Below are 21,430 nucleotides of genomic sequence, written 5' to 3'. Positions count from 1 at the left end.
TGTTCAGAATATCGAAAAGACTATCTTCCCATTTATTTAATTTCAATTACTTGCACCAGCAAAGAAAAGGACTTGTTTGACGAAGGGAAATTGTCATTCTCGCGCCAACCACAGGAGGCCAGCATGAACCAGATCGGCAAGACGAACGCGCCCGTACTCGATAATTTCTGGATGCCGTTCACTGCGAACCGGCAGTTCAAGGCGACGCCACGGCTTCTGGCAGCGGCGGACGGCATGTATTATACCGACGTCGATGGAAATCAGGTTCTTGACGGCACGGCCGGGCTCTGGTGCTGCAATGCCGGCCACGGCCGCAAGAAGATTTCCCAGGCCGTCGAGCGGCAGCTTGCGACGCTCGATTATGCCCCCACCTTCCAGATGGGCCATCCGATCGCCTTCGACTTTGCTGCGAAACTGGCGGCGAACGCGCCGGGCGGCACTGACGCCAAGCTCGACAGGGTCTTCTTCACCGGATCGGGTTCGGAATCGGTCGATACGGCGCTGAAGATTGCCATCGCTTACCAGCGCGCGATCGGCCAGGGCACGCGCACCCGGATTATCGGGCGCGAAAAGGGATATCATGGCGTCGGCTTCGGCGGTATTTCCGTCGGCGGCCTCGTCAACAACCGCCGCGTCTTCCCGCAGATTCCGGCTGACCACATGCGCCATACGCTCGACGTCGAGCGCAATGCGTTTTCCAAGGGGCTTCCCGCCCACGGCCTGGAACTGGCCGATGATCTCGAGCGTCTGGTGCAGTTGCACGGCGCCGAAACCATCGCAGCCGTCATCGTCGAGCCGATGTCGGGATCGGCCGGCGTGGTCCTGCCGCCGAAGGGCTATCTGGAGAAGCTGCGCGCCACCGCAGACAAATACGGGATCCTGCTGATATTCGACGAGGTCATCACCGGCTTCGGCCGTCTCGGCACGCCTTTCGCAGTGGACTATTTCGGTGTCGTGCCCGATCTCGTCACCACGGCGAAGGGGCTCACCAACGGTGCGATCCCCATGGGCGCGGTCTTTGCCAGCCGCAAGGTCTACGACGGCCTGATGGTCGGGCCTGACAACGCCATCGAGCTCTTCCACGGCTATACCTATTCCGGCCATCCTGTCGCCTGCGCCGCCGGCCTTGCCACTCTCGAAATCTATGAGGAAGAAGGCCTGCTGACCCGCGCAGCCGATCTGGCCGACCACTGGCAGGAAGGCCTTCATTCGCTGAAAGGCCTGCCGAATATCGTCGACATCCGCAATCTCGGCCTGGTCGGTGCAGTCGAACTGTCGCCCCGCGCCGGTGCACCGGGAACACGGGCCTACGACGTCTTCGTCGATTGCTTCAACAAGGGCCTGCTGATCCGCGTGACCGGCGATATCATCGCGCTGTCTCCGCCGCTCATCATCGAAAAAGGCGAGATCGACACGCTCGTCTCGACACTCGGCGATGCGCTGAAGCGTGCAGCGTAAGCCGTCGACGGAATTATCGACACGACGTCCTCGGGCGGCTGAATCCCGCCCGGGGAAGGAGAATAGCGCCCCTGCAAGTGCCAAGACGACAAGTAAACATATTATTAACTCTCGAGCTCCAAAGTCGGGTTAATCGTTAACCAGCGAATCGGGGGACAGGATGGGGTGCGCCTCAATTGAAAGCCTTTGCCATTTCAGCGATCTTCGCGAAGTTCCCGCCCATCGACACTTGCGCAACAGCGACCTGCTGGAACAATTGAGGAAGGCCGTCGATTTCCGCTACATCGCCGTCGGCGGGCTGGATCTGGAAGGATATCAGATCGGGAGGGGCCGCTCCATCGATACCGATATGCCTCCCGCCTACATCGATACCTACTTTGGAGAAAAACTCGGCCTGTCCGATCCGCTCGTCGTTCAGTCGCTCAACCGAACGACGCCACTGACGGAGGAAGAAGCCTTCGACATTCTGCCCCCGTCCCAACGCCTCCAATATTTGCTGAGATCCTATGAGATCGGGCGGCGGATACAGATTCCGCTTTCAAGGAACGGTGTCGTCTACGGCGGGGTCTGCTTCACGCGGGAAAGGCCGTTCACCGCAAGCGAACAGGAGTTGCTTGTCTTCTTTTCCGAGCCGCTGCATCGGGCGATCACCAAACCACTGATGGATCGTTTTGCGGCCGGCGTCCTTCGCTTGACCAGCGGCGAACTTCGCTGCCTCGAGCTGGCAGGCAAAGGACTGACGAGCGAAGAAATTTCCGATGCGTCGGACTATCAAACGGAAACCATCAACAGCTATCTCAAGAGCGCGACGAAGAAGCTCGGGGCAGCCAATCGCGCCCATGCGATTGCCGAAGCAATCCGTCGGCAGCTCATCAGCTGAACATCGAAACTCCCGAACCGAATATCCTCCAAGCGCAGCTCCCTACCCGGGAGCTGTCGCCGTTCAGAGGCATATGAGAACGGGCTCTACTCAAATTCTTTCATCCAGAAATCGAATAACGTATCCGGATACCGAAAAAATTGACGAAATCCAATTTTCGCGTCGGGTTTGGTTAACTGGAAATAAACCAAATACCCCAATTTTGGGGTCATCGATCAGGCGGGTGGACGCCATGCTCCGACATGACGGCGGGTTTCGATGTGATTGAGGCACGTGTGCCCAATTACGGTTTCAGTCCAGTCTTCGAGGTCGGGAATGTCGAGTCAATTTCATATGCATGCCAGCAGCAATTCGGCCCATGGTCACAACAGCGGCGCCGGACCGCACCACGCCAAGAGCAAAAGCCAGAATGTCGAACGCCGCCTCGACTTCATGCAGCTCGACCATCGTGGCCGTGCCGGCATCCGATCCTTAAAGACGCTGATCGAACGCGAACTGCCGCATGGCCTCGACAAGTTCTATGCGCAGCTTCGCAAGAGCCCGGAAGTCAGCCGCTTCTTTTCCACGGACGAGAATATCGCCCGCGCCAAAGGTGCCCAGATGGGCCATTGGGCCAATATCGCCGACGGCAACTTCAATGAGGAATATGTCGGCAAAGTCAGGACGATCGGAACCGTCCACGCTCGCATCGGCCTGGAGCCACAATGGTATATCGGCGGCTACGCGATCATTGTCGACCACCTGATCAACAGCGCCGTCGAGGAAATGGCCCCGAAGGGTGGGGTATTTTCGAAAAAAACGATGAAGCCGGCCGAGTTCGGCAACGCGCTGGCAAGCCTCGTCAAGGCCGTGATGCTGGATATGGATCTCGCCATCTCGGTCTATATCGACGAGGCCGAGATCGCCAAGCAGAAGGCCCAGGCCGATGCGATCGAGGCGGAACGGCAGCTCGTCTGCGGCACGTTCGGCAAGGCCATGGCAGCGATTGCCGCCAAGGATATCAGCTACCGGATCGACGACGACCTGCCTGCCGCCTACCACGCCTTGCGCGACGACTTCAACAATGCACTGGAACAGCTGGCGACGACCATAGAACAGATCAACGGGGCTGCTTCGCAGATCAATGCCGGGTCGCAAGAGATCCGCTCTGCCGCAGACGATCTTTCCAAGCGAACCGAGCAGCAGGCCGCCTCCATCGAGGAAACGGCCGCCGCGCTCGAGGAGATCACGACCACCGTCAAAGACTCCAGCCGGCGCGCGGAAGAGGCGGGCCAACTGGTGGCAAAGGCCCGCATCGGCGCCGAGAAATCGGGCCAGATCGTCCAGCAGGCCGTCGCCGCAATGGGAGCGATCGACAGCTCGTCACGTGAAATCTCCAACATCATCGGCGTCATCGATGAAATCGCCTTCCAGACCAACCTTCTCGCACTGAATGCCGGCGTCGAAGCGGCTCGGGCGGGAGAGGCCGGCAAGGGCTTTGCCGTCGTCGCCCAGGAGGTTCGCGAACTGGCGCAACGGTCCGCGAAGGCAGCAAAAGAGATCAAGGGGCTGATCAACAATTCCGGCGAACAGGTGAAGGCAGGCGTGTCCCTGGTTGGGCAGACCGGCGAAACACTGACGGTGATCGTCGACGAGGTCCAGGAAATCGACCGTCACATCGGCGCCATCGTCAGGGCATCGAGCGAGCAGGCGACGGCGCTTCAGGAGGTCAACACGGCCGTCAATGCCATGGACCAGGCTACCCAGCAAAATGCCGCCATGGTCGAAGAATCCACCGCCGCCAGCCATTCCCTGGTTCAGGAAGTCGGCCGCATCGCTCAGATGCTGAGCGCGTTCAACATCGGCAAAGCCCGTGCATCCCGGCCACATGTCGCCGGGCGGACAGGCGGAAACGCGGCAGTTCCGTCTCCGGCGCGCGAATTGCGGGCAAAGCTGGGCGCTGCCTACCCAAGCCAGGGCAATGCCGCTATCGCAGCAAGCGAGTGGGAGGAATTCTGACGAGCCGCCGCGCCTAGCGGCTCCCGGGAATTCCGCTTTGTGACCACGGCCAGCCGCGAGAGAAGCGGCTGGTTATGCAACCGAGGCCGCTGCTCAATCTCGGATGTCGGAGAGCAGCCGAATGCCCTGGGAGTTCAGCGCTTCAACGTCTGTGAAGGCAGCTCACCGAAACGTTTCCTGTATTCGGCCGCAAGCCGCCCGAGGTGGACGAATCCCCATCTGAGCGCAATCTCGGCAATGCTTTGCTTCCCGTCGCATTCCAGCAGATCCTGACGCAAAGCCTGCATTCGGAGTTCATGCAGGTATGACATCGGGGTGGTATTCCTGAACTGCCGGAAGCCCTGCTGCAGCGTGCGAACGCTGACCTCCGCTACGACGGCGATGTCGTCAAGAGAAAGCGGCTCGGCAATATGTTCCCGCATGTAGTCGATCGCCCGTTTCACATGGCGCGGAGCCGGAGCCGGAGCAGGGCGCGCCAACTCCTCCGAATAGCGATGGGAACACGTCTCCAGAAGCAGGTAGACGACCGCCTCGCAGAACGAGCTGACGGCGAGCGGTGAGCGCTGCAGCAGGCCGTCGCCGCTAAGGCCGCTGTGGAGGTTCGAGACGAGTTGCTGCAAGACAAGCCCCGGACCTGATGTAAGATCGATATCGGGATGGATATCGATGCCACCGCTGATCGTCCGCTCGAACATATGGGTGAGGCGCCTGGCTATCATCGCTTGATCGATGAACATGCAGAGGTGACGGCGGGGGCCGAAGATGCTGGTGTCCCTGGCATTGCCCGGCTCCAGGATCACACCCCGACCGGGCACCGAATAGATTGGCTCCCGTTTTCCGCCGAACGACATATTGCCCTGCGTCGGCAGGAATATGGTCATCCTGTCGATGACCCCGTCCCGCTTGCCGACGATCGTGCCTTCATAGGAGCAATCGCCAACGCTGACATCTCCCACCGAGATGAAATTGCAGTGATATGCAATTGATGTATTGCGTTCCGCCGTCATCTTGATCGCGGCTTTCGGCGTCGACAATGCCTCCGAGAGCTCGTCCAGGTCCGTGCCGCTCCACGCGGTTTCCCGAAACGCCATGCTCTGCAGAGCCGGCTGCCGGATGGAACTGCCTACGATATGCCTATCGGAATGAACGGACATGCATGCCCTCGCAAGACGATCTACGCTAGGGATAGCCGATTTAAATAGTAATACAATTCCTTTTTGCTCTGGGCGCACTCAGCCGTAGCGGCTTACGGCAAGGTCCTTGGCGTCGATTTCAGGCGAGCGGCCGCTGACGAGATCGCCGATCAGCCGTGCCGAACCGGTGCTCATGGTCCAGCCGAGCGTGCCGTGACCGGTGTTGAGGAAGAGGCCCTTGATCTTCGTCGGGCCGATGACCGGCGTACCGTCCGGCGTCATCGGGCGCAGGCCCGACCAGAAGGAGGCCTTGGAAACATCGCCACCGGGGAAGAGATCGGTGACGGAATGCTCCAGCGTGCTGCGCCGCGCCAGGCCGAGATCGTTGGTATAGCCTGAGATTTCAGCCATGCCGCCGACACGGATTCGATCGCCGAGCCGGGTGATCGCAATCTTGAAGGTCTCGTCCATGACGGTCGATTCCGGCGCGCGCGAGGCGTCGGTGATCGGGATGGTGAGCGAGTAGCCCTTGACCGGATAGACCGGCAGACGGATGCCGAGGGGCTTCAGCAGCAGTGGCGAATAGCTGCCGAGCGCGACCACCACCGCATCCGCGCTCATGCGCTCGCGCCCACGATCATGATTGCCAGCGCGAGCGGTGACGACCCCGCACACGCGGCCGGCCTCGACGTCGAGCGCCTCGATCGTCGTGCCGTAGGCGAAGCGGACACCGAGCGCTTCGGCCTTGGCGGCCAGCGCATTGGTGAACTTGAAACAGTCGCCTGTTTCGTCCTTCGGTGTCAGCAGACCACCGACGATTTTCTCGCGCACGTGCTTCAGCGCCGGTTCGACGCGAATGCAGCCGTCCCGATCCAGCACTTCATAAGGAATGCCGTCGGCGGCGAGCGCCTTGACGTCCTTGGCCGAGGCATCGAGCTGCTGCTGCGTGCGGAACAGTTGCAGGGTTCCCTGCATGCGCTCGTCATAGGCGATGCCGGTTTCGGCGCGAAGCTCGGCGAGCGCGATGCGGCTGTAATCGGCAAGGCGCAGCATGCGGCTCTTGTTGATCGCGTAGCGCTCGGAGGTGCAGTTCGACAGCATCCTCACCATCCAGGAGAGCATGGCCACATCGAATTTCGGGCGCAGGATGAGCGGCGCATGCTTCATGAACAGCCACTTCATGGCCTTCGCCGGAATGCCGGGGGCCGCCCAGGGCGAGCAATAGCCGAAGGAGACTTCGCCGGCATTGGCAAAGCTCGTTTCCAGCGCCGGGCCGGGCTGACGGTCCACGACCGTCACCTCATGGCCTGCTTTAGCGAGTTGATAAGCGGAGGTGACGCCGAGGATGCCGGCGCCCAGAACGATGACTTTCATGATCTTCCCAATGATGGAGCCGCGGACTCAGCGATATTGTCTGTGATAACGATCGCCGAGACCGGTTAGGATTTCGTAAGATATGGTGTCGGCATCGTGGGCGATGTCCTCGAGCGTCTGATGTGGACCGAGCACTTCGACAAGGCTGCCGAGCGTCAGCGTGCCTTCCGGCAGGGCCGATATGTCGATGGTGACGCTGTCCATCGACACGCGCCCGACGATCGGCAGGCGGATGCCCTGGTAAAAGACGGCGCCGCGGTCGCCGAGGCTTCGCGGCAGGCCGTCGGCATAGCCGGCGGCGATGGTGGCGAGACGCATTTCCCCTTGTGTGACATGCACGCCGCCGTAACCGACCTTCGTGCCCGAGGGCACGGCGCGCGTCTGCACGACGGCGACGTCGAGGCTGACGATCGGCTCCATCGGGTTCTTCTCGCCGGCATTGGGCGCGCCGCCGTAAAGCGCGATGCCGGGCCGGGCGAGGACACCGTGATAGGCCCCACCGAGAAAAACGCCGCCGGAATTGGCAAAGGAAATATCGAAGCCCGGAAACTCCTCGGCGATGCCGGCCATCTCCGCCAGTTGCTCGCCGTTCTGCTCGCCACCGACCTCATCGGCCGAGGCCAGATGGCTCATGATGAACAGGATCTCGACATTGCCGCCGTCGCGAAGCGCGGCCGCGAGTTCGGCCCTTTCCTCCGGGGAAAAGCCGAGCCGCGACATGCCCGTATCGAATTGCAGGACGGCCGGCAGGCAGCGCTTCAGCGCGCGCGCCGCCGCCGACCATTGCCGCCACTGGGGCAGCGAATTCAGGACCGGGACGACGCCCATCTCGGCGCAGGCGATTTCGTTGCCCGGCTGCAAGCCGTTCAGCACGAAAATCTGGGCGTCCTGCGCAAGCGCCGGCCGGAGCCGGACGGCCTCGACGAACTGGGCGACGAAGAAATGCCTGCAGCCTTGACCATATAGGGTTTTGGCGACCCGCTCGGCGCCGAGGCCATAGGCATCGGCCTTGACGACGGCGCCCGCGCGCACCGGCGCCAGCATCGACAGGAGCTTGCGATAATTGCGGCCGAGAGCGGCAAGGTCGATCTTGAGGTAGCCCGTGGCTCCCTGCATGATCGTGGCAGTGTGTGCGTGGGAAACCAGAAGATCACCGTCCATATCCACCCCCTCTTATTGTTATGGGAGTCTATGAAATAATGGGCGAAATTGCCTGCAATTTTGTCGTTGATTATTGCAGAATTTGCATATTATGCGCATGATCGGTGAAAATCTGGAATAATCGATCATGACCGCTCTCGACGCGACAGACCGCAATATCCTGAGGCTCCTGCGCCTCGACGCCCGCATGAGCAATGCCAAGCTGGCGGCCGAGGTCGGGCTCTCACCCTCGGCCTGCCTCAGGCGCATCAAGATCATGGAAAAGACGGGGGTGATCCGCGGCTATACGGCCCTTCTCGATACGAGCAATGCGGATGCGATGATCGCCGTGATCATCAACATCACCCTGGAACGGCAGACGGAGGATTATCTCGACCGCTTCGAAGCGGCGGTCCGCCGGCATCCCGAGATCCGCGAATGTTTTCTGATGACGGGCGGCTCCGATTACCTGCTGCGCGTGGAGGTCGCCAATGCCGGCGAATTCGAGCGGATCCACAAGGAGATCTTGTCGGCCCTGCCGGGCGTGCTGAGGATTCACTCCAGCTTCTCGATCCGCAACGTTCTCGCGACACGGACGAAAGGCAGGCGGTGAACAAGCTTATATCAACTCAAGAGCGGTGGCCCTGGCGACCGCTTCGCTCGTCGTGGCGACGGTCAGCTTCCGGCGCGCCGAAGCGAGGTAGAGCTGCACGGCGCTGACCGAAATGGACAGGCGGGCGCCGATCTGTTTTGCCAGAAGGCCGTTCGCCGTCATACCGAGGCATTGCAGTTCGCGGCGCGACAATTGCGGGAAATCCGCACTCTTTCTCATGCCCGAAAGCACCATTGCCCTGTCATGGAGATGGTGGGCGAGAAACTGGAGATCGCGGATGCTGTCCATCCGGAACTGCCGCCAATAGGCATCGGGATGGTTTGATGTGACGGTAAACAGCGATCGCTCGCCTTGCGGTCCCCGCACCGGCAGGGTGATGCCTTGCCGGCCGACGCCGAAGGCCATCGCCTCCTTGAAGAAGATCTGCGCCTTGCCTGAATCCCATTTCGACGCGAACCATTCTACCGGCAGGAAACCGCGCCGGCCGAGGCGCACGATGGGATCGATGCTGAAATAATCCCGCTCGCGATATTGCTTCACCCACTCGGGCGGATAGGTCAGCATCAGCAATGGATTGTCGGCGGAGGCCCCGGAAGAACGGGTCACATGGAGAACCATATGCGAGATCGCATAGATGTGGCGGACTTCATCGAGTGTTGCTTCCAGATCCTGCAATGTCGGCGATGCGGAAATCCGGTCCAGACTATAGAAAAAACGAGAACTGCTCAGCATGAGATGAACTCGAGGTTGCGTTTTTCTTTTGCTGCTCGCATCGGTATCATTTAGCGATTGCTGATAATAGTCCATACCCCCGCATGACGTGAAAAATGCGTTAAGGCCCGGTGCCGCATATCCCACTCTGGGCGACGGTTCTCTCCGTCTCCCTGGAACGGCGGATCGCTGCCGCGACAACGACCGCGTATGGCGCCGTCCGTTCATCCGATTCCGCCATGTCTCTCATCGACAGCGGCTCCGGAAGGAGTGCAGGAGGCCTGCTCGGTAAGCCGGGAGAGATTGGCGCGAAGCGTGTGGCAATTGTCCGTCGTCACGTCCCACAGGCCGACATAGAGATTGCCGATTTCAGGGCGGGATCTGGCAAGCGGGGTCGGTCTCCAGCCGATCCTGCGATAGACGCCGGTCATCGCCGCATCGTAAACGCCGACGATACTCTCGATACCGGTATCGAGTGCAAGTTCGCAAAGCCCAGAGAGCAGTTCGGTCGCGACCGCGCGCGACGAATTGTAGTCCGCCTGTCCGGCCAGCGGATGAACGCAGAAGCGGGTGCATTCCCAAGTCGTCGGGCTGTCGATATCGATAGGCTCGTCGAAGAACTGGCAGAACTCGCTCTTGAGCATCGTCGCCCCGGTGGTCGGCAGCAGGCGCAGCGAACCCGTCAGCGCGCCGGAAGGCCATTGCGTCACCAGATAGACGGGATCTTCCGTTTCGTCATATCGATCCCTTTCCCACTCATCCCTGACATCGACCTGCCATCCCAGCCGATCGTGAAAAACGGCGGCGCGAGCCCGAAACATTTCGTCGAAAGCACGCCGATCGGTCTCGAACATATCTTTGGTGAGTATCCGCAACATCTCCGTCCTCCTCATCGTCGAAGTTTCACAACGGGAGGCCGACCCGCGACAATATGGATATTTCACCAGATTGACCGGCGCTTCGCTTTGCCCTTCATTTTCATAAGCGACTTCTGATATTGATCGGCCGAACGCTCTCCGTGGTCGCCAAATTCAAGAGAACATGGGGAGGATTCCAATGACGCACGACCTGGCACGCGGCAAACGCATTCGCGAGGCGATATCCCGCGGCAAGTTTCGAAAAGTTCACGCGCTCGCGGCCGAACTGAATGTATCGGTCGCCGCCGTCTCCCGCTGGCAGAATGGCGGCCATACCTCGCTCGAAAGCGCTTGCGCGCTGGCGCACCTCCTGGATGTCTCCCTCGACTGGCTGCTGCTCGGACGAGGGACCATGGACTGGCATCGGAGCGACACGGTCTCCCCTACGGAATTGCAATTGGTTCAGGCACTGCGCGACCGGCCTGCGGCAGCCCGGTCCAACCTCATCGGGCTGGTCGAATCCATCCCGCCGGAGCGTCTGTAACGCCAAGCGCAAATTTGCGCAGATTTTTCAATCTGCGCTCAACACGTTTAAGTTGCTACATGATAGCGAATAGGCGATCTTTCTAGTCAGGGTTTCATCAATCGGCCGAGTGGCTTATCCGCCTGCCCTCGCCGCCGCCGAAACCCTTGTTTCACTCTCAACCGAGAAGGGTCGTAACCATGTCTACTTTGCTGACCATCAATGTGAAAAATTTCGAAGCTCAGACACAAGGCTTCTATTTCTTTCAGCAGCCCGCCGTTTATACCGGTGGCGGGCAAGTCTATTCGAACAGCCTTTTCTCGCAGTCGCTCGGCAATTACGACGGCACAGGCTCGATCCTGACCTTCCAGGTTAACCTGCAATATTATGCCGGTATCCAGCAAGCGAACACGCCGCCACAGATCGGTGCTTCTTCCGGCTACGCGTCAGCCAGCCGCGCCATCGATCTCGCTCCGAGTTCAGGCGGCAGCGGCAACCCGAACGACTGGACGACGGCGACCATCAATCCGCTCGGTCTTTCGGCCCCGACTTACGGCGAAGGCGTGCAGCCCGGCGCCTTCCGCATCACCACGCCGGTCTTCAACTCGCCCCCCTATTTCAATGTCGGCTCGGCGGTCGCCGTCAATGGCGGCATCGTGCTCTCCAACTTCGTGCAGGCAAACCCGGCCAGCAACACCGATTGCCAGCCGATCCTGAAATATTATGTCCAGACCGGAGCCTATACGCCGGGCACCGTCATGAATTTCACGCAATCGAGCGTGAACGCGGCGCTCGCCGATTTCACCGGCGGCTACACGGTCTGCAACATCACCTTGAATGCGAACGGCACCTGGAGCACGCAGCTCCAGTAAGCCTCATCTGGCATGCGGGTGGAGAAACGTCACTCTTCGCCCGCATGCGCCGCCATCCACGCGATCACCGCCGCCCGCCCAGGCAACCGATATGCCGGATCTCAGACGGGAGTGTCGTACGCCATGACCAGTTCGTCCTACCAGATTATCGTTCGGAACCTGTCGCAGACAACGCAATATTTTTATCTCTTCCAGAAGCAGGCCGCTTTCCCTTCTTTGGTCAGCCCCTCGGTTTTCAGCAGCAGCCTTGGCTCCCAAAGCGTCGGCAATTACGGAAATTCGGGAGCCCAGATCAATTTCGGTCTGGACAGACAGATCTACGCAGGCGCCCTCAGCACGATGCAATCGGCGCCTTCCTCGCAGCTTATTGCGCTCATCGCGCTCGATGCCACCACGCGATCGATCGTCACCAGCACCACGGCGGCTCGCGCGATTACACTCACTACAGCCAGCGGCGAGCCGAACAATTGCACGAGCTTGACGCTCGATCCGCTGGGGCTTTCCGCGCCCGCTTACCAATCCGGGGTTCCGGTCGGCGCCTTTGCCATGAACGTGCCCACCTATACGCCCTTACCGGCTCCGGAGCTTTATTGCGGCGTCGCCGCCTTGAACAACGACCAGGCAATCATCCTGTCGAGCTTCGTCGCCCCTGTCCCCAATGCCGTCATGAACTGCATCCCGCAGCAAATCTTTTTCGTGAAGACGAGTTACCAGCCCGCAGGAACGGTCGTGCCCTATGACGAGACCAACGCCGCCCGCTGCGATTTCTCCACCGGCTACGGGACCTACACCGTGACTTACAACGCCGACGGAACGTTTTCGGCGACGGGAGGACCATAGATCCAGAAATTCCATTCATCACCGACGATCGAGCAGACCATCAAACGCTTGAACCAAAAGGAGAACAGCCATGCTACGGAATATCTCGAAATTCGCCGGCCAAACAGTCTGCCGCGGTAAGTTCGCCGCGCTCGCCATTGCCACCCTCTCTCTCATGGCAACCGCGTTGCCCGCCGCCGCGCAGCTCGCCTTTTCGCCCGATTGCCGGAACCATCAACCGATCGCCGTCGCGCCGCCACAGGATGCGATCCTGTTCACCAAACAGCCGGCGCCTCATCCGAACGGAACCGCTTCCATATTTGCGATCAACAATCTGGACACCTATGTCATTCCTGCCGGATCCAACTCCTGCGTCGTCGCAGCCCCTCATGCCAGTGACGATTATTGCTTCATTGCCCGCAACGACAACACGATCGACGGCGTCGGTTTTGCCGCCATTCGCAATCCGGGCGGCCTGACTCCCTGCCAGTAAGAGGCGAAACTCCTCCCGCAAAACATGTCCGCTCTCCCTCGTGCCGAAGGTTTAAGGCGGGAGGGGAAATGGTGGCGTCCGGGCTGCCTCGGATCGTGTGCGGCGCCTCGACGACGCCGACGACGCGCAGATCGGAGAATGCTCCGCGTCACTCGGATCCTGCGCGCCACTCGCGATAGGCGAGATGGGTTTTGGCTCCGATCGTCGTGAAGGGCTGCGGCGGCAAAACCGTCGGGGCAGCCAGACGGGCGTAGATGCGGCCGAGTTCGGAATCGTGTCCGAGCGCCAGTTCCGCCGCTGCGATCCCCGCCGCCGTCGAATTCGACGCGCCAAGGCCGTTGCAGCCGCATGCCGAAAAGACGCTGTGCTCGATCTCGCCGAATGCCGGGACATGATTGCGTGTGAGCGCCATCGCGCCGGCCCAGCGATACTGCATCGCGACACCGCCAAGTCTGGGAAAACGTTTGGAGAACTTGCCGTCGTGCAGATGACCGGCCCGCCGGACCGCGCCATCGCCGACAGCAATGCTCGGATTGTAGCTGTAGCGAGAGCGCACCAGGATTCGGTCGCCGCCACCCGTGGTGATGCGGCGGACGGTTGTTCCCATCGGCAAGGCTGGGGTGGCGGCCCATTTTCGCTCTCCGCCGAGGCGCGAAGGGTCGAACGCCTCGGTGAGGGAAGCGTAGGTAAAGACATGGAGCAGCCGTCCACGGAAGAAGCCGAAGCTCTCCGCATGTCCGTTATTCGCCATGATGATCTTTGCCGCCTGCACGGAGCCTTGCGGCGTCTTGACAAGCCAGCCCGTACCGAGGCGCTCGAACGAGAGCGCTGGCGTCCGCTCGTAAAGGGCGACCGGCTCCTTCAGGCAGTCGGCAACCCCGCGTATATAGGCTGCGGGCTGCACGATGACCGTGCCGGGCATGAACAGACCGGAGGTATAGGCCGGCGATCCGGTCACCGCCTGGATCTCCCTGACGTCAAGGAGCCGATGGTCTTCGCCCATTTTCGTCAGCTGTGCCGCATAATCCTCGAGGTGCTTGTCACCTTCCGAGCTGATGGCGACGCTGTATCGGCCGCAGGGATCGAACACCTCCTTGCCCCAGCCGTTTTCCGCCGCCATCTCCCTCGCCAGAGCAATGGCGGAGCGCTGTATGAACACGGACTGCCTAAACTTGGCTTCCGACTCTCCGCTGAAATCGTCGGAGGAAACCTCGTGCGGCAGGTCGATGATGAAGCCGGAATTGGCGCCCGCAGGCCCCTCGCCGACAACACCCGCTTCCAGCACGGCGACCTTGGCGGCCGGGTCGAGGCGTGATAGGCGCCGCGCCGCGGAAAGGCCCGCGAAACCGCCGCCGATGATGGCGACATCCGCAATGACCGGCCCGTTCAGCGCGGGCCGCGGCGTGCGCGGCTGAAGTGTGGCCACCCAACCCGACACGCCTGCGCGTTTCGGAAGCCTGGATGCGACGAAGACGTTCTTTGCGGTCTGGGCCACGTTAGATCGCCTCCCGCTCCATGAGCGCTTCGAGGGAACGGCGCAGGACGGGAAGCTTTTCCGGGGCGAGCGCGCGCAGCGGCTTGCGCGGAACGCCCGCACCGTAGCCGATGAGATCGGCGGCAGCGTAGACGGACTGCACGTAATCGCCTTCCCAGATCAGTCCCATCGACGGCTCCAGCATCTTCCAGAGCGCGCGTACCTCATCCCACTTGCGCTCGGCAGCGGCCTCGACGAGGGCGACGCAGGTCTTCGGAGCGAAGTTCGCCCCACCCCAGATCAGACCGTCGCATCCGGCATAGAGCGCATAGGGAACCAGCGGGTCGGCGCCGTTCATGACGAAGCGGCCGGTGCGGATAAGGGCTGCCTGCTTTGCAAGATCGCCGCTGCTGTCCTTGACGGCGCAGAAGCCGGGGATTTGGTTCAGCTGTTCGAGAAGGTCGGGCGTGACGGCGACGCCGACTGCCTGCGGGACGTTGTAGCCGATGACCGGAAGGCCTGCCTTGGCAACCTCGCTGTAGAAATCGACGATGCCCTGGTCGTCGGTCGGCCCTTCGAAGAAGGGCGGAAGAACCATGACACCATCGGCGCCGGCATCGCGCGCGCGGCTGGTGCGCTCGACGACGTCCTCGACAAGCAGGGCGGACGTCTGGGCGATCACCTTCGCCCGCCCGTTGACCATCCGCGCTCCGCGCCGGATCAGTTCCTCGGATTCTTGCCTGGAAAGGTAGACGTGCATACCGGTGCCGGAGCTGAACAGAAAACTCCTGACGCCTGCGGCAAGGTAGCGCTCGACATTCTGTTCGAGCCTGTCGTAATCGATGCGTCCGGCAGCGTCGAACGGCGTGGTGATGGCAAGGTTCAGGCCTTGAAATGGGAAGTCAGACATTCTTTCTCTAGTCCCGCGTTAGGCTGCCCAGGGTGGAATTCCAAGGGCTTCAGCCTGATGTATTCCTGTTTGTTCGAAAGTTCGCTCGCTGATCTTTGCGGCTGCGATCCGATGTTTCTTCAAAACACCGGCCCTAAAGGGTCGGCGTCTCCAGGCCCTCGGGGGCCGCGTACATGGCCATGTTTCGTCGTGAGAGTTCGATGTGAATCCGCGCCAGCTCTCCGGCTGCGTCGGGGTCCCGTTTCCCGATGGCCTCGATCATCTCGTCATGTTGTTGCGCGGCGAGCTCGAGCTCTTCCTGCATGCGAGGCGTATTCGGGTGCGTGTAGAAAACCTTGCCGATGCGCGCATGGTCGATCTGCAGCCGCCGCAGGCTCGGAACCAGATAGACATTGTGCGCCATCTCGCCGATCTGGCGGTGGAACTGGTCGTTGTAGAAGACGCGACCCTCGACATCGCAATTGTCGACCGCCTGCCGAAACGATTGCTGAATCTGCTTGAGCACGTCGAGCTGCCCACGCGTTCCGTTCTCGGCAGCCAGCTTGTTGGCGGTGATGTAGATCATCGGCGCAAGAAGAAAGAAGTCGCGAAGCGACTGGTAGCTCATCGAACTCACGCGCGCAGCGCGGTTGGCTTCCAGCTCGATATAGCCTTCGCCGGCCATCTGGCGCATCAGCTCGCGAACCGGCGGACGGGACAGGCCGAACTCTTCACTCAACGCCACTTCATCCAGCACCGCCCCCGGCGGCAGTTCCATCGTCAAGATGCGCCTGCGGAGCATAAGGCCAAGATTGCCTTTGCGGTCAGGGTTGGTCTCGGCATCCATCTCATTGCCTCCTACTTTTAGAAGACAATATGTAGACATAAGATAGGCGTCAATACTCCTTTGGAGTTAGAACCTGTCCCGTCGAGCCTTAAGTTGTGGGGGAAGCGTGCAAAGTCGCCGGCATGGTGCGGCAACCCGGCCTGCGAATGGCTCGCCGACCTTCCGCCGAACTCACCTGATTTGCATGGCTTAAAAGATAAGCTGCACCTTGCAGGCGGCAGCGCGGTCGCCCGCGAGAATGAAAGCCGCGTCGGCCTGTTCGAGCGGCAGGCTGTGGCTGATGATCGGACGCACGTCGATCCTGCGGCTGGAAATCAGCTCCACGGCGATGGCGAATTCCTCATGGAAGCGCTGCGTTCCGTGAATGTGGAGTTCCTTGCCGACAATGGCGTTGAGAGGGATCGGGATCTCGCCTGTGACGCCGACCTGCACGATCGTGCCGCGCGGCCTGATGGCGGCGATCGCGCCGCGGATCGCCGGGACGGCGGCCGAGCATTCAAAGACGAGATCGAAATACCCTTTTCCCGCCTCGAACTCCGCAAGTGCTGCGCCATCCCGGGAAACATTGATCGTGCGATCGGCACCCATCGCTTTGGCTCGGTCCAGCGCCGCGTCCGCAAGATCGGTCACGACGATTTCGCTTGCGCCGTGATAACGGGCAACGGCAACCATCAAGGCCCCGATCGGGCCGGCCCCGGTAACGAGGACACGTTTGCCGGCAAAATCTCCTGCGCGTGATGCAGCGTGCAGACAGACGGAGAGCGGCTCGCTGCAGGCCGCTTCCGCAGCCGTCGTTGCTGCTCCTGCCGCAAAGCACTGCCTGGCCGGCACCACCAGCCACTCCCGGAACATGCCCTGTTCATGCGGCAGGCGCATCGCACTGCCCATGAAACGCATTTCCAGGCAATGAATCGGCATGTCCCGCCGGCAATATTCGCAACGCCCGCAGGGCTGGCTGGGATTGACCGCCACCAGCGTGCCGGTCGCAAGATCAACACCCTCTCCGGCCTGGCTGACAATTCCCGATGCCTCGTGGCCCGGGATGATCGGTTCGCGAACCCTGACCGGCCCGAAGCCGCCATCCTGATAATAATGCAGGTCGGAACCGCAGATCCCTGCGGCTGCCATTTTGAGCAGTACCTCACCCGGACCGGGCGTCGCGACCATAGCGGTTTCGACCCTGAGATCGCCCTTTTCGTAAAGCCGTGCCAGACGTGTCTGCATGACCCCGCTCCTACCTCAGCAACCCGAGCTGCTGCGGCAGCCAGAGCGATATGGCGGGCACGAAGGTGATCAGGATCAGCGCCAGGAAGAGCGGCACCAGCCAAGGCAGGATCGCCATGGTGGTGCGTTCGACCGAGAGCTTCGCCACCCGCGACAGCACGAAAAGCACCATGCCGAGCGGCGGATGCAACAGGCCGATCATCAGGTTCAGCGTCATGATGAGCCCGAACTGGACCGGATCGATCCCGAACTTGACGACGATCGGCAGCAGGATCGGCACGAGGATGGTGATCGCCGCGATCGTATCCAGGAAGCAGCCGACGAACAACATCAGCAGGTTTACCAGGATGAGGAACACCCATTTGTTGTCGGTGATCGACAGGATCGCATCGGACAGCAGCTGTGCTGCCTGGCTGACCGTCAACAACCAGGCGAAGACCGATGCCGCCGTGACGATGAAGAGAACGGAGGCCGTCGTCTCGATCGTATCGAAGCTTGCCTTGGCGAGCGTCGAGGGCGTCATCGTGCGGTAGCGCACCAGCCCCAGGAACAGCGACCAGAGAACGGCTGCGACGGCGGCCTCGGTCGGCGTGAACCAGCCCATCGTCATGCCGCCGATCAGAATGACGGGCGTCATCAGCGCCATGACCGCGGAGAAGCGGAAATACCAGTCGAGAACGAGAAGCACGAGAAGGGCAATGCCAGCCGCAGCATTCATCGATACACCAGCCTGCATCAGCAGATAGATCGCCAGCGGCACCGCCAGGACGACGACGATTTCCATTCCCGCCGACAGCAGCTGCCTGACATCGAACGGCGCGTCCGAACCCCAGCGTTTCCAATAGGCGAAGGCGGCGACGGTGATCATCATCAGCAGCGTCATGACGACGCCGGGCAGGATGCCGGCCATGAAAAGAGCGCCGATCGAGACATTCGCCATCATGCCGTAGATGACGAAAGGCAGCGACGGCGGAAAGATCGGCCCGAGCGTTGCCGAAGCCGCCGTCACGCCGACCGCCGCCTCGACCGGATAGCCGTGATCCTTCATTGCCTTGATCTCGATCGTGCCGATGCCTGCCGCATCGGCAAGCGCGGTGCCGGACATGCCGGAGAAGATGACGGAGCCGATGATATTGACCTGCGCCAGCCCGCCCTTCATCCAGCCGACGAGCGCCACCGCGAAGGAATAGATGCGGCCGGTGACACCGGCCGAGTTCATCAGATTGCCGGCGAGGATGAAGAAGGGGACGGCCAGCAGCGGAAAGCTTTCGACACCGGCGATCATGCGCTGGGCGACGATGATGTCGGGGGCAACGCCATAGAGGACGATGTAAAGCACCGAGGCGACGGCCATCGAGATGGCAACGGGCAAGCCCACCAGCATCAGCACCAGAAACGAACCAAGAAGCAGCAGCATGGGATCACTCCTCGACGGTCTGGAATTCTTCGGGGCGCTCCAGAACGGAGTAGCCGCGACGCATATTGGCGGTGAAGACGATGACCGCGCGGATCAGCATCAGCACGAAAGCGACGAGAACGGCGTAGAAGACGATGTTGCGCGGCAGGTCGATGGTGACCATCTGCTCGTCGGCGACGATGTCGACATAGCGCCACATCAGATGACAGCCATAGGCGAAGAAGACGATGCGGACGATATCGACGAAGGTGGCAAGCACGCGCGCCAGGCCTGCAGGCATATAATGATAGAACACATCCACCTGGATGTGCCGCGACGTGCGCACGCACATGACGGAACCGAGAAAAACGACGCCGATCAGGCAGTTGATGGCGATCTCCTCGGTCCATGCATAGCTGTCGTTCAGCACATAGCGCGTGAAGAACTGCAGGAAGACGCAACCGGCCATCAGCCAGAAGACGACCAGCGTGATCCAGTCTTCGACGGCGTAGTCCGAGACGTTTGCAGTCGGCGCGTGCCCTTCGAACTCGTGACCGATTTCTTCGGCCGTGATTGGCGTGTGGATTTCTTGCGACATGATCGGCCTTGTTGCGGTTGGGGAAGAAGGGCGGCGGCGTGGGGGCGCCCTTATGTGTCGACAGATCTCTTCGTTGTTCGGCGGCGCCTGCCCCTCATCCGGCTGCCGCCACCCACCGGGGTCGAGCCACGGGTCTCGACCCGTCCTTCGGACCCCCGCAGGCGAGGAGAAGGGAGATGCCGCGCCGGCTTCCTCCACCTCGACGTTGCGTTTGGCACGTCCCCTCTCCCCGTTTTTACCGGGAGAGGGCGAGGGGCAATCGTCTGTTAGCGGACGCTTACTGAATCGCCCGGATCGCTTCCCAATCGGCTTTCTCGTAGCCGAAGTCCTCGAACTTCACCTTCTCCATCACATTCTTTTCAAAGTCGGCCTTATCAACCTCGGCGACGTTGAGCCCCTTCTCCTTGAAGGTCGCAACGAGGCTGTTTTCCTTGCCGGCGATCGTCTTGCTGGTGCGCTCGGCCGCCTCCTGCATGACCTCGCCGAAGATCTTCTTGTCCTCGTCGGACAGGCTCGCCCAGCGCGTCTTCGAGATCACTGTGTTCAAGTGATCGACGATGTGGCCGGTGAGGATGATGTTCTTCTGCACTTCGTAGAACTTCTTCGCCTCGATCGTCGTCAGCGGGTTCTCCTGCGCCTCGACGGTGCCGTTCTGAAGCGCCAGATAGACTTCGGCAAAGGCGATCGGCGTCGTGTTGGCGCCGCAGGCGCGCGGCATGGCGAGATAGGCCGGAACGTCGGGCACGCGGATCTTCAAGCCCTGCATGTCAGCGCATTTGGCGATCGGCTTGTTCGATGTCGTATGGCGCGTGCCGTAATAGCTGACGGCGGCAATGTGGTTGCCGGTCTTGTCTTCATAACCTTTGGCGAGGCGCTTGAAGACGTCGCTCTTGGTATAGGCGATCAGGTGATCGGGGCCGCGGAAAATATAGGGGAAATAGGTGACACCGATCGGCTTGTAATCGCGCGCCGCAAAGCTCGATCCCGAGATGATGATGTCGACGGTGCCGAGCTTGAGACCCTGGTTGATGTCTGCTTCCTTGCCGAGCTGCGAGGCCGGATAGACCTCGATCTTGTAGCGCCCGCCGGTGCGCTTGGCGATCTCTTCGGCGGCCCAGACGGAATCCGTGTGGAAGGGCTCGGACGTTTCATAGACATGCGCCCATTTCAGCACGGTCTGGGCTTGGGCGAGTGCCGTACTCGCCATGATCGCGGCTGCGGCGCAGAATATCGTTGCCAGTCTGCTCTTCATCGCTCTCTCCTCCGAGCTCATGTTTAAGTCTTGATCGTTCCTTTCGCGGGCCGTCTGCTGCGGCCGCGCTCCTCCTCTCCCGAAAACTCCTCCCCGAAGCTCTCGGAAAATCTTTTCTGCGACATGGTGAGATGGACGCGCATGGCCGCCTTGGCGCCCGCGGCATCGCCGGCAGCGATCGCATCACGAATGGCCCGATGCTCGTCGACGGCACTACGCCATGTCATCGGGCCCTCGAAATGGCTCGCGAGCTTTTCGAAATAGGGGCTCATGCGCATGTCGAACATCTCGCCGGTCACCCGGATCAGCGTCGCATTGCCGACAATGGCGGCAATGCCGGTATGGAAGGCGCGGTCGGCGGCAATGACCGCGCCGGCATCGTTGACGCCGCCGCTCATGCGGGTCAGCGCGTCATCGAGCAGCGCGATGCCTTCCGGCTCGGCGCAGCCTGCGGCCTCCTCGGCAATGGCGCATTCGATGATGGCGCGCGCCTGCAGCAGTTCGAAGGGGCCCTCCACCGGCTCGCGCTCGCTTGCCGGCGCATTGGCTGCGTGCTGGCGCACAACATAGATGCCGGATCCCATGCGGATATTGACGAGACCCTCGACTTCCAGAACGATCAGCGCCTCGCGCACGGTCGGACGCGAAACGGACAATTGCTCGGCCAGGTCACGCTCGGCCGGCAGTCTCTGGCCGACGGCAAGCTCACCGCTCGCGATCATCAAACGAATCTGGTCCGCCACCTGGCGATAGAGGCGGCGTGATTCAACAGGCGAAAACATGATGGCCTCCCCGGCGGCTTCTCCTCAAGCACGCATCTGGTCAACTGGCCTGACCAATTGGCGCATAGGTATCATCGCTAGGGTTATGCGTCAATCC

At 61.2% G+C, this 21,430-nt stretch carries 21 protein-coding genes; 8 read left to right on the top strand and 13 right to left on the bottom strand.

Translation table 11 applies throughout. The features are described 5' to 3' along the window. Positions 1 to 123 precede the first annotated feature (123 nt). From GGD57_RS25005 to GGD57_RS24995, 3 genes are all read left to right on the top strand, one after another. Complete coding sequence (locus tag GGD57_RS25005) at positions 124 to 1,458, top strand: aspartate aminotransferase family protein (protein ID WP_184472901.1); 1,335 nt, start codon at positions 124 to 126, stop codon at positions 1,456 to 1,458. 229 nt (positions 1,459 to 1,687) lie between these two features. After that, positions 1,688 to 2,338: a helix-turn-helix transcriptional regulator gene (locus tag GGD57_RS25000; protein ID WP_246713733.1), complete on the top strand. Its 651-nt coding sequence runs from the start codon at positions 1,688 to 1,690 to the stop codon at positions 2,336 to 2,338. A gap of 315 nt (positions 2,339 to 2,653) precedes the next feature. Continuing rightward, entirely contained in the window at positions 2,654 to 4,336 is a 1,683-nt protein-coding gene (locus GGD57_RS24995; protein WP_184472899.1) for a globin-coupled sensor protein, read from the top strand. 134 nt (positions 4,337 to 4,470) lie between these two features. Here GGD57_RS24995 and GGD57_RS24990 read toward each other — a convergent pair whose 3' ends face one another. The 3 genes from GGD57_RS24990 to alr form a co-directional block, all read right to left on the bottom strand. After that, entirely contained in the window at positions 4,471 to 5,490 is a 1,020-nt protein-coding gene (locus GGD57_RS24990; RefSeq protein ID WP_184472935.1) for a helix-turn-helix transcriptional regulator, read from the bottom strand. A 78-nt stretch (positions 5,491 to 5,568) separates the two neighbouring features. Further along, positions 5,569 to 6,843: a D-amino acid dehydrogenase gene (locus GGD57_RS24985; protein WP_184472898.1), complete on the bottom strand. Its 1,275-nt coding sequence runs from the start codon at positions 6,841 to 6,843 to the stop codon at positions 5,569 to 5,571. Between the two features lie 27 nt (positions 6,844 to 6,870). Next, complete coding sequence (gene alr / locus GGD57_RS24980; RefSeq protein WP_184472897.1) at positions 6,871 to 8,004, bottom strand: alanine racemase; 1,134 nt, start codon at positions 8,002 to 8,004, stop codon at positions 6,871 to 6,873. Between the two features lie 127 nt (positions 8,005 to 8,131). Between alr and GGD57_RS24975 the strand changes: the two genes are divergently transcribed. After that, complete coding sequence (locus tag GGD57_RS24975; protein WP_184472896.1) at positions 8,132 to 8,596, top strand: Lrp/AsnC family transcriptional regulator; 465 nt, start codon at positions 8,132 to 8,134, stop codon at positions 8,594 to 8,596. A 6-nt stretch (positions 8,597 to 8,602) separates the two neighbouring features. Here GGD57_RS24975 and GGD57_RS24970 read toward each other — a convergent pair whose 3' ends face one another. Both GGD57_RS24970 and GGD57_RS24965 read right to left on the bottom strand, forming a co-directional pair. After that, positions 8,603 to 9,328 carry a helix-turn-helix transcriptional regulator gene (locus GGD57_RS24970; RefSeq protein ID WP_184472895.1) on the bottom strand — a complete coding sequence of 242 codons (726 nt, stop codon included), beginning with the start codon at positions 9,326 to 9,328 and terminating at the stop codon, positions 8,603 to 8,605. A gap of 203 nt (positions 9,329 to 9,531) precedes the next feature. Beyond that, positions 9,532 to 10,185, bottom strand: a complete 654-nt coding sequence (locus GGD57_RS24965; protein ID WP_184472894.1) for an acyl-homoserine-lactone synthase — start codon at positions 10,183 to 10,185, stop codon at positions 9,532 to 9,534. Between the two features lie 178 nt (positions 10,186 to 10,363). Between GGD57_RS24965 and GGD57_RS24960 the strand changes: the two genes are divergently transcribed. The 4 genes from GGD57_RS24960 (at position 10,364) to GGD57_RS24945 (ending at position 12,871) form a co-directional block, all read left to right on the top strand. Then, the gene (locus GGD57_RS24960; protein ID WP_184472893.1) at positions 10,364 to 10,708 is read left to right on the top strand and encodes a helix-turn-helix domain-containing protein; all 345 of its coding nucleotides are present in this window, start codon (positions 10,364 to 10,366) and stop codon (positions 10,706 to 10,708) included. 179 nt (positions 10,709 to 10,887) lie between these two features. Next, a complete protein-coding gene (locus GGD57_RS24955) occupies positions 10,888 to 11,559 on the top strand; it encodes a hypothetical protein (RefSeq protein ID WP_184472892.1) in 672 nt (223 codons plus the stop codon). A gap of 12 nt (positions 11,560 to 11,571) precedes the next feature. After that, positions 11,572 to 12,399: a hypothetical protein gene (locus tag GGD57_RS24950; RefSeq protein WP_246713732.1), complete on the top strand. Its 828-nt coding sequence runs from the start codon at positions 11,572 to 11,574 to the stop codon at positions 12,397 to 12,399. A gap of 70 nt (positions 12,400 to 12,469) precedes the next feature. Beyond that, the gene (locus GGD57_RS24945) at positions 12,470 to 12,871 is read left to right on the top strand and encodes a hypothetical protein (RefSeq protein ID WP_184472938.1); all 402 of its coding nucleotides are present in this window, start codon (positions 12,470 to 12,472) and stop codon (positions 12,869 to 12,871) included. A 148-nt stretch (positions 12,872 to 13,019) separates the two neighbouring features. Here GGD57_RS24945 and GGD57_RS24940 read toward each other — a convergent pair whose 3' ends face one another. The 8 genes from GGD57_RS24940 to GGD57_RS24905 all read right to left on the bottom strand — a co-directional run bounded on the left by GGD57_RS24940 (position 13,020) and on the right by GGD57_RS24905 (position 21,333). Then, complete coding sequence (locus GGD57_RS24940; protein ID WP_184472891.1) at positions 13,020 to 14,366, bottom strand: FAD-dependent oxidoreductase; 1,347 nt, start codon at positions 14,364 to 14,366, stop codon at positions 13,020 to 13,022. Between the two features lies 1 nt (position 14,367). Further along, positions 14,368 to 15,255: a dihydrodipicolinate synthase family protein gene (locus GGD57_RS24935; RefSeq protein WP_184472890.1), complete on the bottom strand. Its 888-nt coding sequence runs from the start codon at positions 15,253 to 15,255 to the stop codon at positions 14,368 to 14,370. 133 nt (positions 15,256 to 15,388) lie between these two features. Continuing rightward, a complete protein-coding gene (locus tag GGD57_RS24930) occupies positions 15,389 to 16,081 on the bottom strand; it encodes a GntR family transcriptional regulator (RefSeq protein WP_184472889.1) in 693 nt (230 codons plus the stop codon). A gap of 189 nt (positions 16,082 to 16,270) precedes the next feature. Next, on the bottom strand, positions 16,271 to 17,305 hold the full coding sequence (locus tag GGD57_RS24925) for an L-idonate 5-dehydrogenase (RefSeq protein ID WP_184472888.1): 1,035 nt from the start codon (positions 17,303 to 17,305) through the stop codon (positions 16,271 to 16,273). A 10-nt stretch (positions 17,306 to 17,315) separates the two neighbouring features. Then, entirely contained in the window at positions 17,316 to 18,722 is a 1,407-nt protein-coding gene (locus GGD57_RS24920) for a TRAP transporter large permease (RefSeq protein ID WP_184472887.1), read from the bottom strand. Between the two features lie 4 nt (positions 18,723 to 18,726). Further along, the gene (locus GGD57_RS24915; protein WP_184472886.1) at positions 18,727 to 19,299 is read right to left on the bottom strand and encodes a TRAP transporter small permease; all 573 of its coding nucleotides are present in this window, start codon (positions 19,297 to 19,299) and stop codon (positions 18,727 to 18,729) included. Between the two features lie 277 nt (positions 19,300 to 19,576). Further along, entirely contained in the window at positions 19,577 to 20,551 is a 975-nt protein-coding gene (locus tag GGD57_RS24910; RefSeq protein ID WP_184472885.1) for a sialic acid TRAP transporter substrate-binding protein SiaP, read from the bottom strand. A 23-nt stretch (positions 20,552 to 20,574) separates the two neighbouring features. Next, positions 20,575 to 21,333, bottom strand: coding sequence for a FadR/GntR family transcriptional regulator (locus GGD57_RS24905; protein WP_184472884.1), 759 nt, complete (start codon positions 21,331 to 21,333; stop codon positions 20,575 to 20,577). Positions 21,334 to 21,430 lie beyond the last annotated feature (97 nt).

Origin of the sequence: Rhizobium esperanzae (assembly GCF_014197615.1) — a bacterium.
Classification (GTDB): domain Bacteria; phylum Pseudomonadota; class Alphaproteobacteria; order Rhizobiales; family Rhizobiaceae; genus Rhizobium; species Rhizobium esperanzae_A.
Note: the sequence above shows the minus strand (reverse complement) of the source record. Positions and strands in the feature narration are given on the sequence as shown.

Excerpts from the sequence above, each read along its gene's own strand:
- GGD57_RS25005 (WP_184472901.1), top strand. The coding sequence starts at position 124 with ATGAACCAGATCGGCAAGACGAACGCGCCCGTACTCGATAATTTCTGG.
- GGD57_RS24995 (WP_184472899.1), top strand. The coding sequence starts at position 2,654 with ATGTCGAGTCAATTTCATATGCATGCCAGCAGCAATTCGGCCCATGGT.
- GGD57_RS24990 (WP_184472935.1), bottom strand. The coding sequence starts at position 5,490 with ATGTCCGTTCATTCCGATAGGCATATCGTAGGCAGTTCCATCCGGCAG.
- GGD57_RS24985 (WP_184472898.1), bottom strand. The coding sequence starts at position 6,843 with ATGAAAGTCATCGTTCTGGGCGCCGGCATCCTCGGCGTCACCTCCGCT.
- alr (WP_184472897.1), bottom strand. The coding sequence starts at position 8,004 with ATGGACGGTGATCTTCTGGTTTCCCACGCACACACTGCCACGATCATG.
- GGD57_RS24975 (WP_184472896.1), top strand. The coding sequence starts at position 8,132 with ATGACCGCTCTCGACGCGACAGACCGCAATATCCTGAGGCTCCTGCGC.
- GGD57_RS24970 (WP_184472895.1), bottom strand. The coding sequence starts at position 9,328 with ATGCTGAGCAGTTCTCGTTTTTTCTATAGTCTGGACCGGATTTCCGCA.
- GGD57_RS24965 (WP_184472894.1), bottom strand. The coding sequence starts at position 10,185 with ATGTTGCGGATACTCACCAAAGATATGTTCGAGACCGATCGGCGTGCT.
- GGD57_RS24960 (WP_184472893.1), top strand. The coding sequence starts at position 10,364 with ATGACGCACGACCTGGCACGCGGCAAACGCATTCGCGAGGCGATATCC.
- GGD57_RS24955 (WP_184472892.1), top strand. The coding sequence starts at position 10,888 with ATGTCTACTTTGCTGACCATCAATGTGAAAAATTTCGAAGCTCAGACA.
- GGD57_RS24950 (WP_246713732.1), top strand. The coding sequence starts at position 11,572 with ATGCGGGTGGAGAAACGTCACTCTTCGCCCGCATGCGCCGCCATCCAC.
- GGD57_RS24945 (WP_184472938.1), top strand. The coding sequence starts at position 12,470 with ATGCTACGGAATATCTCGAAATTCGCCGGCCAAACAGTCTGCCGCGGT.
- GGD57_RS24935 (WP_184472890.1), bottom strand. The coding sequence starts at position 15,255 with ATGTCTGACTTCCCATTTCAAGGCCTGAACCTTGCCATCACCACGCCG.
- GGD57_RS24930 (WP_184472889.1), bottom strand. The coding sequence starts at position 16,081 with ATGGATGCCGAGACCAACCCTGACCGCAAAGGCAATCTTGGCCTTATG.
- GGD57_RS24925 (WP_184472888.1), bottom strand. The coding sequence starts at position 17,305 with ATGCAGACACGTCTGGCACGGCTTTACGAAAAGGGCGATCTCAGGGTC.
- GGD57_RS24920 (WP_184472887.1), bottom strand. The coding sequence starts at position 18,722 with ATGCTGCTGCTTCTTGGTTCGTTTCTGGTGCTGATGCTGGTGGGCTTG.
- GGD57_RS24915 (WP_184472886.1), bottom strand. The coding sequence starts at position 19,299 with ATGTCGCAAGAAATCCACACGCCAATCACGGCCGAAGAAATCGGTCAC.
- GGD57_RS24910 (WP_184472885.1), bottom strand. The coding sequence starts at position 20,551 with ATGAAGAGCAGACTGGCAACGATATTCTGCGCCGCAGCCGCGATCATG.
- GGD57_RS24905 (WP_184472884.1), bottom strand. The coding sequence starts at position 21,333 with ATGTTTTCGCCTGTTGAATCACGCCGCCTCTATCGCCAGGTGGCGGAC.